Source organism: Streptomyces sp. NPDC001137 (genome assembly GCF_040298885.1).
GTDB lineage: Bacteria > Actinomycetota > Actinomycetes > Streptomycetales > Streptomycetaceae > Streptomyces.
On record NZ_JBEPBA010000007.1, the window covers coordinates 25512 to 37860 of the forward strand.

The window sequence follows — 12349 nt, forward strand, 5'->3', positions numbered from 1 at the left end:
GACCTGCAGAGACCGTCGTGCGGACGGTTCTTGCCAGGGCCGGACGGCATGCCCCAGAGGTTCGATCACCCGGTACGCAGATCCGAATTCGTCGAAAGGCGCGCTGTGTCCCTGCCCGAGGTGCTCCTCATGCTGCTCGTCCCGCTTGCCTGTGTGCTGTCCCTGCTCGTGGCCTTCCTCGCCGCGCTCCGCGGGCTGCACGGGAATCAACGGCTCAGCGCCTTTCGTATCTTCGCCCGGGCGTTGCGCCGCTGAACGGATCGAGGCCCCCGGAATGTCTCCGGGGGCCTCGACAGGGTCAGCCGGGTCGCTCAGACGTTGAACCCCAGCGCCCGAAGCTGCTCCCGCCCATCGTCCGTGATCTTGTCGGGACCCCACGGCGGCATCCACACCCAGTTGATGCGCAGCTCGCTGACGAGGCCGTCCGTGGCGGACTTGGCCTGGTCCTCGATGACATCCGTCAGCGGGCAGGCCGCCGAGGTCAGGGTCATGTCGACGGTCGCGATGTTCGCGTCGTCGACGTGGATGCCGTAGATCAGGCCGAGGTTGACGACGTCGATGCCCAGCTCGGGGTCGACGACGTCCATCAGGGCCTCGCGGAGCTCCTCCTCCGAGGCGGGCTTCATCTCCACGGTGTCACTCATGCCGTCTTCCTTTCGGCGTCGGCTCCGCCCAGGGCCTGGGCCGTCGCGTCCTTCCACGCCATCCAGCTGAGGAGGGCGCACTTGACCCGGGCCGGGTACTTGGAGACACCGGAGAACGCGACCGCGTCCTCCAGCACCTCCTCCATCGCGTCGTCCGGTTCGATCCGGCCCTTGGACTGCATCAGCTCCAGGAAGGTCTCCTGGATCTTCTGGGCGTCCGTCAGGTCCTTGCCGACCAGCAGTTCGTTCAGGACGGAGGCCGAGGCCTGGCTGATCGAGCAGCCCTGGCCCTCGTAGGAGACGTCCTCGATCTTCGTGCCGTCGTACTTCACGCGCAGGGTGATCTCGTCGCCGCACGTCGGGTTCACGTGGTGCACCTCGGCGTCGCCATCCCGAAGACCACGCCCGTGCGGGTTCTTGTAGTGGTCCAGGATGACTTCCTGGTACATCGAGTCCAGCTTCACGGTCTCAGCTCACGCCCTTCAGCCGAAGAAGTTCCGTACGTGCTCCAGCCCCTCGACCAGTGCGTCGATCTCGGCCGGCGTGGAGTACAGATAGAACGACGCTCGCGTGGTCGCAGGAATTCCGTAGCGGAGGCAGACGGGCCGCGCGCAGTGGTGGCCGACGCGGACCGCGATGCCCTGCTCGTCGAGGACCTGGCCCACGTCGTGCGGGTGGATGTCGCCGAGCGTGAAGGAGATCGCCGCGCCGCGGTCCTCGGCCGTGGTCGGGCCGATGATCCGCAGGTCCGGGACCTCGCTCAGCCGCTTCACCGCGTACTCGGTGAGGGCGTGCTCATGGGCCAGGATCTTGTCCATGCCGATCGACTGGAGGTAGTCGATCGCCGCTCCGAGACCGACCGCCTGGGCGATCGGGGGCGTGCCCGCCTCGAACTTGTGGGGCGCCGGGGCGTAGGTCGACGAGTGCATCGACACGGTCTCGATCATCTCGCCGCCACCGAGGAACGGGGGCAGGTCCTCCAGCAGTTCCTGCCGGCCCCACAGGACGCCGATGCCGGTCGGGCCGCACATCTTGTGGCCGGTGAAGGCCACGAAGTCGGCCTGCAGCGACTGCACGTCCAGCGGCATGTGCGGGGCGGCCTGCGAGGCGTCGATGCAGACCAGCGCACCGACCTCCTGGGCGCGGCGGACTATCGCCTCGACCGGGTTGACCGTGCCGAGGATGTTCGACACCAGCACGAAGGAGACGATCTTCGTCTTCTCGGTGATGATCTCGTCGATGTTGGAGAGGTCGAGACGGCCGTCGTCGGTCAGGCCGAACCACTTCAGCTTCGCGCCCGTGCGCTGCGACAGCAGCTGCCACGGCACGATGTTGGAGTGGTGCTCCATCTCCGTGATGACGATCTCGGTCTCGTGGTCCACGCGGTAGGGCTCGTCGGCCCAGCCCAGCATGTTCGCGACGAGGTTGAGCGACTCGGAGGCGTTCTTGGTGAAGATCACCTCGTCGCGGCTTGGCGCGTTGATGAACGACGCGACCTTGTCCCGCGCGCCCTCGTACAGCGCCGTGGCCTCCTCGGCGAGCACATGCACACCGCGGTGGACGTTGGCGTTGTAGCGCTCGTAGTACTCGTTCAGGGCGTCCAGCACCTGGCGCGGCTTCTGCGAGGTCGCAGCGTTGTCCAGGTACACGAGCTTCTGCCCGTCGTGGACCTGGCGGTCCAGGATGGGGAAGTCCTTGCGGATCGCCTCGGTGTCGAGGAGGCCCGGCAGCTGTGTCACGCGGATGCGCCGCCCTTCGTGTATGCCTCGTAGCCCTCGTCCTCCAGCTTGTCCGCGAGCTCGGCGCCGCCGGACTCGACGATGCGCCCGCCGGAGAAGACGTGGACGTGGTCGGGCTTGATGTAGCGCAGGATGCGCGTGTAGTGCGTGATCAGCAGGGTGCCGACCTCGCCGGTCTCGCGGACGCGGTTGACGCCCTCGGAGACGACCCGGAGCGCGTCGACGTCGAGGCCGGAGTCGGTCTCGTCGAGGATCGCGATCTTCGGCTTGAGCAGTTCGAGCTGAAGGATCTCGTGGCGCTTCTTCTCACCGCCGGAGAAGCCCTCGTTGACGTTGCGCTCGGCGAAGGACGGGTCCATGGAGAGGCGCTCCATGGTCTCCTTGACCTCCTTCACCCAGGTGCGCAGCTTGGGGGCCTCGCCGCGGATCGCGGTGGCGGAGGTGCGCAGGAAGTTCGAGACGGAGACACCCGGGACCTCGACCGGGTACTGCATCGCCAGGAACAGGCCCGCGCGGGCGCGCTCGTCGACGGACATCTCCAGGACGTCCTCGCCGTCGAGGGTGACGGTGCCGCCGGTGATCGTGTACTTCGGGTGGCCCGCGAGGGAGTAGGCGAGGGTCGACTTGCCGGAGCCGTTGGGGCCCATGATGGCGTGCGTCTCGCCCTGCTTCACGGTCAGGTCGACGCCCTTGAGGATCTCCTTCGTGGCGTTGTCGGCCTCGACGGTGACGCGCAGGTCTCGGATTTCAAGCGTTGCCATGGGTGCCTCAGGACTCCTGGTTGAGGGAGACGAGAACGTCGTCCCCTTCGATCTTTACGGGGTATACGGGGACGGGGCGCGTCGCGGGGAGGCCGGACGGCTTGCCGGTGCGCAGGTCGAAGCTGGAGCCGTGCAGCCAGCACTCGATCTGGCAGTCCTCCACCTCGCCCTCGGAGAGGGAGACGTTCGCGTGCGAGCAGATGTCGTGGATCGCGAACACCTCGCCCTCGGTCTTGACGACCGAGACCGGCGTGCCGTCGAGTTCCACCCGCTTCGGGGTGTCCTCCTCCAGCTCGCTCAGCCCACAGGCGCGTACGAACGCTGACATCAGACCGACGCCTCCAGCTCCTCGTCGATCTTCTCCAGCAGGCGCGCCTCGATGTCGTCGACGCCGATCTGCTGGACCAGCTCGGCGAAGAAGCCGCGGACCACCAGGCGACGGGCCTCGTCGGCCGGGATGCCGCGGGCCATCAGGTAGAAGAGCTGCTCGTCGTCGAAGCGGCCGGTGGCGGAGGCGTGGCCGGCGCCGACGATCTCGCCGGTCTCGATCTCGAGGTTCGGCACGGAGTCGACCCGGGCGCCGTCCGTGAGGACGAGGTTCCGGTTCATCTCGTACGTGTCCGTGCCCTCGGCCTTGGCCTCGATGAGCACGTCGCCGATCCACACCGCGTGGGCGGACTCGCCCTGGAGCGCGCCCTTGTAGACGACGTTGGACTTGCAGTGCGGGACGTTGTGGTCCACCAGCAGGCGGTGCTCCTGGTGCTGGCCTGCGTCCGTGAAGTACAGCCCGAACAGCTCGGCCTCGCCGCCGGTGCCGGCGTAGGAGACACGCGGGTGCAGCCGTACGACGTCGCCGCCGAAGGTGACCACGACCGACTTGAAGGAGGCGTCCCGGCCGACGAGCGCGTTGTGCTGGGCCACGTGCACGGCCTTGTCGTCCCAGTCCTGGACGGAGACGACGGTCAGCTTGGCGCCGTCGCCCAGGATGTAGTCGACGTTGGCGGCGAGCACCGCGTCACCGGTGTGGTCGATGACGACGACGGCTTCGGCGAAGGCCTTCAGCTCGACGACCTGGTGGCCGTAGGCGACCCCGCCCTCGCCGTGCACGGCGATGCGGATCGGCTCGGTGAGCACCGTCTCCTTGGGGACGGTGACCACGCCGGCCTTCTCGAACGCCGAGTACGCCTGGGCGGCGATGCGGTCCACCGGGGTGCCGGCCTTGCCGAGGCGCGGGTCGCCACGGTCCACGAGCTCGACGGTGACGCCCTCGGGGGCCTCGACGGCGACCTTCACGCCCTCGCCGGTCGCGACGGCGGTGCCGTCGTGCAGCCCGCGCAGGCGCTCCAGCGGGGTGAACCGCCACTCCTCCTCGCGGCCGTGCGGGACGGGGAAGTCCGCCACGTCGAAGGAGGGGGGCGCGCTCATGCGCGTGGCGACGGTCGACTCGGCGGCCACCGCGATCTGGCCGGCGGTGGTGGACCCCACCGGGATGTTCTGAGCCTCAGCCATGGCTGTCGGTCTGCTCTCTTCCTACGTCAGAAATTGCTGGCTGCTGTCGGCTGCGGGTCTTAACCGACCGCGCCTTCCATCTGCAGCTCGATCAGCCGGTTGAGCTCGAGGGCGTACTCCATGGGCAGCTCCTTCGCGATGGGCTCGACGAAGCCGCGCACGATCATCGCCATCGCCTCGAACTCGCTGAGGCCGCGGCTCATCAGGTAGAAGAGCTGGTCCTCGGAGACCTTGGAGACGGTGGCCTCGTGGCCCATGGACACGTCGTCCTCGCGGACGTCCACGTAGGGGTACGTGTCGGAGCGGGAGATGGTGTCGACGAGCAGCGCGTCGCACAGCACGTTCGACTTGGAGCCGGCGGCGCCCTCGCCGATCTCGACCAGACCGCGGTACGAGGTACGGCCACCACCGCGCGCCACCGACTTGGAGACGATGTTGGAGGAGGTGTTCGGCGCCATGTGGACCATCTTGGAGCCGGCGTCCTGGTGCTGGCCCTCGCCCGCGAAGGCGATGGACAGGGTCTCGCCCTTGGCGTGCTCGCCCATCAGGTAGACGGCCGGGTACTTCATGGTGACCTTGGAGCCGATGTTGCCGTCGATCCACTCCATGGTCGCGCCCTCGTACGCCACGGCGCGCTTGGTGACCAGGTTGTAGACGTTGTTCGACCAGTTCTGGATGGTCGTGTAGCGACAGCGGGCGTTCTTCTTGACGATGATCTCGACGACCGCGGAGTGCAGCGAGTCCGACTTGTAGATCGGGGCCGTACAACCCTCGACGTAGTGCACGTAGGCACCCTCGTCGACGATGATCAGGGTCCGCTCGAACTGGCCCATGTTCTCCGTGTTGATACGGAAGTAGGCCTGGAGCGGGATCTCGACGTGCACGCCCTTCGGCACGTAGATGAAGGAGCCGCCGGACCACACCGCGGTGTTCAGCGACGCGAACTTGTTGTCGCCGACCGGGATGACGGTGCCGAAGTACTCCTTGAAGAGCTCGGGGTGCTCCTTCAGGGCGGTGTCGGTGTCCAGGAAGATGACGCCCTGCTCCTCCAGGTCCTCACGGATCTGGTGGTAGACGACCTCGGACTCGTACTGGGCCGCGACACCGGCGACGAGGCGCTGCTTCTCCGCCTCGGGGATGCCGAGCTTGTCGTACGTGTTCTTGATGTCCTCGGGCAGGTCCTCCCAGGACTCCGCCTGCTTCTCCGTGGAGCGCACGAAGTACTTGATGTTGTCGAAGTCGATGCCCGAGAGGTCGGAGCCCCAGTTCGGCATGGGCTTCTTCTCGAACAGGCGCAGGCCCTTGAGACGGAGCTTGGTCATCCACTCCGGCTCGTTCTTCTTGGCGGAGATGTCCCGGACGACGTCCTCGCTGAGACCGCGCTTGGCAGAGGCACCGGCCTCGTCGGAGTCGGCCCAGCCGTATTCGTACTTGCCCAGGCCCTCGAGCTCAGGGTGGGCAGTCTCCGTGGGGAGAGTCATGCGGGGTTCCTCCCGGCCGTGCTTGCAGTTGCGTTGTCAGTGGTCTTGGAAATCTTGGGGATGAACGTCGTGCAGACGCCGTCGCCGTGCGCGATGGTCGCCAGCCGCTGGACATGCGTGCCGAGCAACTGGGAGAAGAACTCGGTCTCCGCCTCGCACAGCTGCGGGAACTTCTCCGCGACATGGGCCACCGGGCAGTGGTGCTGGCAGAGCTGCTCACCTTTTTGCGGGAGGGGGGCGCTGCGCGCCGTAGCAGCGTACCCGTCCGCGCTCAGGGCCTTGGCCAGGGCTTCGGTGCGCTGCTCGGGGGCGGCGGCCTCGATCGCCGCGCGGTAGGCGGCGGCCTGCTCCGCGATCCTCGCGCGGGCGAAGGCGACTACCGCTTCGTCCCCGCCGAAGCGCTCCGCGATCCAGCGCAGGGCGTCCGCGGCCAGCTTGTCGTAGGACTGGTCGAAGGCGTCACGGCCGCAGTCGGTCAGCGCGAACACCTTGGCGGGACGGCCGCGCGTGCGCGCGCCGTACACCCGCTGCTCCCGTGCCTCGACGACGTCGTCCGCGACGAGCGCGTCCAGATGCCGTCGTACGGCCGCGGGGGTGAGCCCCAGGCGCCCGGCCAGCTCGGTGACGGTCGACGGCCCGTGGTCCAGGATCGACCGCGCGACCCGGTTGCGCGTGGAGCGCTCACCGGTCGCGTGCTCTTCCTGGTGCGCCCCCGTGGGGGTCTCCAGAGCCTCGCCGACGTTTTTCACAACGCCATTGTTGCGTAATTCCTCAGGGGCGGGCAACCCACGTCCCGGCTGCTGGACGGTGCCCTGCGTCACTTAGGCACACCTAACCTGACCTGCGGAAACGATCTTTGATCGATCGGAGCAGGGTCAATTCGGTGGCGGCCAGGAGCACCTTCGGGAACACTCCCCAACCATGCCGACACCCCCTCCGACCGGCCCTCTTGTCACCCGCGACACCATCGCCGCACAGCTGCGCCTACTGGGCGTCGAGACCGGCGAGACCCTCCTGGTGCACTCCTCCCTCAGCAGCCTCGGCTGGGTCTGCGGAGGCGCCGTCGCGGTCGTGCAAGGTCTTCTCGACGCGCTCGGCCATGAGGGCACGATCGTCGTCCCGACCCAGACCGGCGACCTCTCGGACCCGGCGCTGTGGAGCAATCCGCCGGTGCCCGAGGAGTGGTGGGAGCGGATCCGGGCCACCATGCCCGCCTACGACCCGCTGGTCACACCCTCGCGCGGGGTCGGGGTGGTCCCGGAGACCGTGCGCACCTGGCCGGGCGCCCGGCGCAGCGCGCACCCGCAGACGTCCTTCGCCGCCCTCGGCCCCCGCGCGGCGGAGATCGTCGACGACCACGCGACCGACTGCCGGCTGGGCGAGCGCAGCCCGCTGGCGCGGCTGGAGCGGCTGGGCGCCCGGGTGCTGCTGCTCGGCGCGGGGTACGGCTCGTGCACGAGCTTCCACCTCGCCGAGTACCGGATACCGTCGCCCCTCGTGGCGGTGGGGCGCCCGGCGCCCGGGGGCGGCTGGGAGACGGTGACGGAGGTCTCGATCACCTCCGAGCGGTTCGACGAGCTGGGATACGACTTCGAGCGGGACCGTGCCGTCGTGCGCGGGAAGGTGGGCGCCGCAGAGGTCCGGCTGTTCCCCGTGGCGGACGCGGTGGCGTATGCGGAGCGGTGGCTGGCCTTGCACCGGTCGCGTGAGGACGAGATCCCCGCGCCCCCTGGGAGTGGAGATCCTGCACCCGCCCGTCCGGGCCGTGGAACCCGTACCTAGACTCTGGCCCATGCGAAGTGAGCCCGTGGTCCAGGTTCAGGCCCTGGTGAAGCGGTACGGCACCAAAACCGCTGTGGACGGCCTCGACCTGGTGGCCCAGGCGGGTGTGACCGCCGTACTCGGCCCGAACGGCGCGGGCAAGACCACGACCGTCGAGACCTGCGAGGGATACCGCAGACCGGACTCGGGCACCGTGCGCGTCCTGGGGCTCGACCCGGTACGACAGGCGCGTGAGCTGCATCCGCGCATCGGCGTGATGCTGCAGTCCGGCGGCGTCTACTCGGGCGCGCGGGCGGACGAGATGCTGCGGCACGTGGCGAAACTGCACGCCGACCCGCTGGACGTGGACGCCCTCATAGAGCGGCTCGGCCTCGAATCCTGCGGCCGTACGACATATCGCCGCCTCTCCGGCGGCCAGCAGCAGCGCCTCGCGCTCGCGATGGCCGTCGTGGGCCGCCCGGAACTGGTGTTCCTGGACGAGCCGACCGCCGGCCTCGACCCGCAGGCCCGCCACGCCACCTGGGACCTGGTCCGCGATCTGCGTGCCGACGGCGTCTCGGTCATCCTCACCACGCACTACATGGACGAGGCCGAACAGCTCGCCGACGACGTCGCGATCATCGACGCCGGCCGGGTCATCGCCCAGGGCTCCCCGGAGGAGCTGTGCCGCGGCGGCGCCGAGAACACCCTCCGCTTCACCGGCCGCCCGGGCCTGGACGTGGGCTCCCTGCTCAAGGCACTCCCCGCGGACTGCTCGGCGGCGGAGCTGACCCCGGGCTCGTACCGGGTCGTGGGCAAGGTCGACCCGCAGCTGCTGGCGACGGTGGCGTCCTGGTGCGCGCAGCACGGGGTGATGCCGGACAAGATCTCGGTCGAACGGCACACCCTCGAAGACGTCTTTCTGGAGCTCACCGGCAAGGAGCTGCGCTCGTGACGACCACCGGCATCTACACCCCCAAGCCGGGCGCGGCCCCTCTCCCCCGCATGATCGCGGCGCAGGCCGCGCTCGAGACGAAGATGCTGCTGCGCAACGGCGAACAGCTCCTCCTGACGGTCGTGATCCCGACCCTCCTGCTGGTCCTGTTCAGCTCGGTGGACATCGTCGACACCGGCACCGGCAAGGCCGTCGACTTCCTCGCCCCCGGCATCCTGGCGCTCGCCGTGATGTCGACGGCGTTCACCGGCCAGGCGATCGCCACGGGCTTCGAGCGCCGCTACGGCGTCCTGAAGCGCCTGGCCTCCTCGCCGCTCCCCCGCTGGGGCCTGATGACCGCGAAGACGGCGTCGGTGCTGGTCACCGAGGTCCTTCAGGTGATCCTCCTGACGGTGATCGCCTTCGCGCTGGGCTGGTCCCCGAAGGGCGCTGGAACATTGACAAGCGTGGCGGCCGTCCTGCTGCTGCTCATCCTCGGTACGGCGGCCTTCTCCGGCCTCGGGCTCCTCATGGCGGGCACCCTGAAGGCGGAGGCGACCCTGGCCGCCGCCAACCTGGTCTTCCTGCTGCTGCTCGTGGGCGGCGGCGTGATCGTGCCGATGGACAAGTTCCCGCAGGGGGCGCAGGACGTGCTGGGCCTGCTGCCCATCTCGGCACTGTCGGACGGGTTGCGGGAAGTACTGCAGCACGGAGCCGGAATGCCCTGGGGGGACCTGGGGATCCTGGGCGTGTGGGCGGTCGTCGGGCTGGCGGTGGCCGGGAAGTTCTTCCGCTGGGAGTAGCCGGCAGCCGGTCGGCGGACGGGCGTGTCATGGACCCTCGTGAAAGCGTGCACAAGCAGCCCCCTACGATGGAACGCGTGCCAAACGTGACCCGCGCCGACGCCGTGGCGGCCCTGCGCAACCCGCTCTCCTTCATCGCCGGACGCTGGACCCCCGAGCCCCGGACGGTCCAGCGGTCGGCTCTCTCCGCGCTCGTCATGTCGGTGGTCATCGTGGTCACCGGCGGTGCGGTGCGGCTGACCGGCTCCGGGCTCGGCTGCCCGACCTGGCCCAAGTGCACCGCCAACTCGCTCGCACCGACGGGCGAGATGAACTTCCACAGCGCCATCGAGTTCGGCAACCGCATGCTGACGTATGTGCTGTGCGCCGCCATCGGCTGGGCGATCGTCGCCGCGCGCTCCGAGAAGCCGTACCGGCGCAGCCTGACCCGTCTGGGCTGGGCGCAGTTCTGGCTGGTCATGGGCAACGCGGTGCTCGGCGGCATCGTGGTCCTGGTCGGCCTCAACCCGTACACGGTCGCGGCGCACTTCCTGCTCGCCTCCGCGCTGATCGCGGTCGCCGTGGTGATGTGGCAGCGCACCCGCGAGGGCGACGGGGCACCGCGCCCGCTGGTCGGCAAGCCGGTGCAGCAGATGGTGTGGTTCCTGGTCCTCGCCACCGTGCTGCTGATCGCCGTGGGCACGGTCGTCACCGGAGCGGGACCGCACGCGGGCGACTCCACGGAGGTCGAGCGGATCCCGATCGACTGGGAGACGGTCGCCAAGCTGCACGCGGTGCTCGCATGGATCGTGGTGACGCTGACCTTCGCCCTGTGGTTCGTCCTGAAGGCGGTCGACGCCCCCAAGGACCCCCTGGCCCGCACCCGCGAGCTGTTCCTGGTGCTGCTCGCGCAGGGCGTCATCGGCTACGTCCAGTACTTCACGCACCTGCCCGAGGTGCTCGTCGGGCTGCACATGTTCGGCTCCTGCCTGATCTGGATCTGGGCGCTGCGGGTGCTGCTGGCCCTGCGGGAGCGACCGGTGGCGGTTGCCGACCTGCCCGGCCCCTCGGCCGAGGTGACGGTGGGCACGCGCGCCTAGACGCTTCGCCGGAGAAGTACGGGGATACGCCGTCGGTCGTCTGCGGCTCCGTCGTGGCTGGTCGCGCCCGCGCGGCGGAGCCGCCGATGTCACGGCCTCGCGCCCCTTCGGGGCGCTACCCCAGGCCGTACACCCTGCGCGCATTCCCCGCCGCCACCATGCCCGCCACGCGCTGCGCGTCCGCCAGCGACCACGCCCCCTCGGCGACCCAACCGCCCAGCACGCGCCCCAGGGCCTCCCGGAACAGTCGCGCCCCCACGACGTGCAGTTCGGGCAGGCCATGGGCGCCGCTGGAGAAGAGGATCTTGCCGAAGGGGGCCAGTTCCAGGATCTCGGCGAGGACGGTCGCGGCGCGGGCGCCGGTGCGGACCAGGGCGGCGCCCGAGTCGGCGTAGACATGCGGGAAGACGCCGGCCAGGTGGGCGGCGTGGCGGTGGTAGGGGTAGCCGTGCAGCAGGACCAGATCGGTGCCCAGTCCCGCCGTCGCGCGGACGAAGTCCGTGAGCAGCACCGGGTCGGTGCGGTCGATGCGCTGGCCCGGCTCGCCGAGGCCCGCGTGGAGCTGGAGCGGAAGGCCCGAGGCGACGGCGATCCACAGCAGATGCCGCAGGAGTACGGCGTCGGTCAGCTCGCCACCCACCCGGCGTCCGGCCAGCCACCGGCCGGCGGCGCCCCGCACCTCCCCCGGCCCCGGCGGCTCGGGCGCGAGCGCCAGACCGTGCCGTAGGCCCGCGACCGAAGTGAAGGCCACGGCGTTCGCGGCCGCGGCATGCACCGACTCGGCGAGGTTGGCCAGGAAGGACTCCACGGTGCCGGAGGTGTCGGCGACCTGTTCGGCCAGTAACTCCAGGCGGACGATCTCGCGGGCCTCGGCGGCCCCGGCGGACGCCAGCTCCGAGGGCCCGGTCAGATCACCGGGCAGCCCCGTGTCGACCAGATAGGTCGTGATGCCGCTGCCGCGCAGCAGCCTGCGGCCCGATTCCAGTACGCCCAGTTCACGACGGCGGGCGAGATAGCGGGCGGGCGGACAGTGCGGTTCCAGGCCGAGCAGCGGAGGGCACCAGCGTCGTACGGCGAAACCGGTCTGGGTGTCGAAGAGGGTGGTGCCCGCGGCGGGCGGGCCCTCGGTGCGCGACAGCTGGGCCTCGAAGGTGCCGAGGCCCAGCTCCGTCCTCAGTACGCCGTGGCAGTACTGGTCCACGAGGGACGGCGTTTCGATCATCCGGACTCCCCGTGTGCTGGACCCTGCATGCGTCACAGGGCCTAACGGGTGAACCCGGCACTAGGTGTTGCTCGGACCGCCCACCTGGATCCCGGCCATGCGCGTCCACTCGTAGCGGCCGGTCTTCACCTTGGCCGCGAACTCGCCGTCGAAGTCCTCGTGGACGGTGATGCCGGCCTTCTCCACCGCCTTCTCGGCCAGCTCGTACGAGGGCGCCACCAGGTCGCCCCAGCCGCCGTCCTCGCCGACGAGGACGATGCGCGCGCCGCGCTCGCCGATGTAGGCCACCTGGCCCTCGGCCCCGCCGTGCGCCTTGGAGAAGGCGCTGATCTGCTTGGCGAGCCGCGCCACCTTGCGCTCGGCCTTCGGGTCAACCTGCTGAGTCTCTGCCATGGCCAGGATGCTACCGACGGGTA

The 12349-nt window shown here is 69.6% G+C and carries 15 protein-coding genes; 5 read left to right on the forward strand and 10 right to left on the reverse strand.

The genetic code is table 11. The features are described from left to right. Window positions 1-129: 129 nt before the first annotated feature. Entirely contained in the window at window positions 130-255 is a 126-nt protein-coding gene (locus ABT254_RS15600) for a hypothetical protein (protein ID WP_351469240.1), read from the forward strand. A gap of 56 nt (window positions 256-311) precedes the next feature. Here the strand turns inward: ABT254_RS15600 and ABT254_RS15605 are convergent, their stop codons facing one another. The 8 genes from ABT254_RS15605 to ABT254_RS15640 are packed head-to-tail and all read right to left on the reverse strand — an operon-like array spanning window position 312 to window position 6883. Next, window positions 312-644, reverse strand: a complete 333-nt coding sequence (locus ABT254_RS15605) for a metal-sulfur cluster assembly factor (protein ID WP_131569140.1) — start codon at window positions 642-644, stop codon at window positions 312-314. Then, window positions 641-1108 carry a Fe-S cluster assembly sulfur transfer protein SufU gene (gene sufU, locus ABT254_RS15610; protein WP_351469244.1) on the reverse strand — a complete coding sequence of 156 codons (468 nt, stop codon included), beginning with the start codon at window positions 1106-1108 and terminating at the stop codon, window positions 641-643. The genes ABT254_RS15605 and sufU overlap by 4 nt, the downstream gene beginning before the upstream one ends. A gap of 18 nt (window positions 1109-1126) precedes the next feature. Next, entirely contained in the window at window positions 1127-2383 is a 1257-nt protein-coding gene (locus tag ABT254_RS15615; RefSeq protein ID WP_351469247.1) for a cysteine desulfurase, read from the reverse strand. Next, window positions 2380-3144: a Fe-S cluster assembly ATPase SufC gene (gene sufC / locus ABT254_RS15620; RefSeq protein ID WP_351469250.1), complete on the reverse strand. Its 765-nt coding sequence runs from the start codon at window positions 3142-3144 to the stop codon at window positions 2380-2382. Before sufC ends, ABT254_RS15615 begins: the two co-directional genes overlap by 4 nt. Before the next feature lie 7 nt (window positions 3145-3151). Next, window positions 3152-3472 carry a non-heme iron oxygenase ferredoxin subunit gene (locus ABT254_RS15625; protein WP_058926031.1) on the reverse strand — a complete coding sequence of 107 codons (321 nt, stop codon included), beginning with the start codon at window positions 3470-3472 and terminating at the stop codon, window positions 3152-3154. Beyond that, window positions 3472-4653 carry a Fe-S cluster assembly protein SufD gene (sufD, locus tag ABT254_RS15630; RefSeq protein ID WP_351469253.1) on the reverse strand — a complete coding sequence of 394 codons (1182 nt, stop codon included), beginning with the start codon at window positions 4651-4653 and terminating at the stop codon, window positions 3472-3474. Before sufD ends, ABT254_RS15625 begins: the two co-directional genes overlap by 1 nt. Before the next feature lie 59 nt (window positions 4654-4712). Then, on the reverse strand, window positions 4713-6134 hold the full coding sequence (sufB, locus tag ABT254_RS15635) for a Fe-S cluster assembly protein SufB (RefSeq protein ID WP_351469255.1): 1422 nt from the start codon (window positions 6132-6134) through the stop codon (window positions 4713-4715). Further along, a complete protein-coding gene (locus ABT254_RS15640; protein ID WP_351469257.1) occupies window positions 6131-6883 on the reverse strand; it encodes a helix-turn-helix transcriptional regulator in 753 nt (250 codons plus the stop codon). The genes sufB and ABT254_RS15640 overlap by 4 nt, the downstream gene beginning before the upstream one ends. Before the next feature lie 172 nt (window positions 6884-7055). On the opposite strand from ABT254_RS15640, the gene ABT254_RS15645 reads away from it, so the two are divergent. The 4 genes from ABT254_RS15645 to ABT254_RS15660 all read left to right on the forward strand — a co-directional run bounded on the left by ABT254_RS15645 (window position 7056) and on the right by ABT254_RS15660 (window position 10711). After that, entirely contained in the window at window positions 7056-7916 is an 861-nt protein-coding gene (locus tag ABT254_RS15645) for an AAC(3) family N-acetyltransferase (protein ID WP_351469260.1), read from the forward strand. A 10-nt stretch (window positions 7917-7926) separates the two neighbouring features. After that, window positions 7927-8850: an ABC transporter ATP-binding protein gene (locus ABT254_RS15650; protein WP_351469263.1), complete on the forward strand. Its 924-nt coding sequence runs from the start codon at window positions 7927-7929 to the stop codon at window positions 8848-8850. Next, window positions 8847-9632, forward strand: a complete 786-nt coding sequence (locus ABT254_RS15655; RefSeq protein ID WP_351469266.1) for an ABC transporter permease — start codon at window positions 8847-8849, stop codon at window positions 9630-9632. The genes ABT254_RS15650 and ABT254_RS15655 overlap by 4 nt, the downstream gene beginning before the upstream one ends. 68 nt (window positions 9633-9700) lie before the next feature. Further along, the gene (locus ABT254_RS15660; RefSeq protein WP_351469268.1) at window positions 9701-10711 is read left to right on the forward strand and encodes a COX15/CtaA family protein; all 1011 of its coding nucleotides are present in this window, start codon (window positions 9701-9703) and stop codon (window positions 10709-10711) included. A 115-nt stretch (window positions 10712-10826) separates the two neighbouring features. On the opposite strand, the gene ABT254_RS15665 is transcribed toward ABT254_RS15660, so the two are convergent. Together ABT254_RS15665 and ABT254_RS15670 are read right to left on the reverse strand one after the other, a co-directional pair. After that, window positions 10827-11933 carry an amidohydrolase family protein gene (locus ABT254_RS15665; RefSeq protein ID WP_351469270.1) on the reverse strand — a complete coding sequence of 369 codons (1107 nt, stop codon included), beginning with the start codon at window positions 11931-11933 and terminating at the stop codon, window positions 10827-10829. 60 nt (window positions 11934-11993) lie between these two features. Beyond that, window positions 11994-12326: a hypothetical protein gene (locus ABT254_RS15670; RefSeq protein WP_181922503.1), complete on the reverse strand. Its 333-nt coding sequence runs from the start codon at window positions 12324-12326 to the stop codon at window positions 11994-11996. Between the last annotated feature and the right edge of the window lie 23 nt (window positions 12327-12349).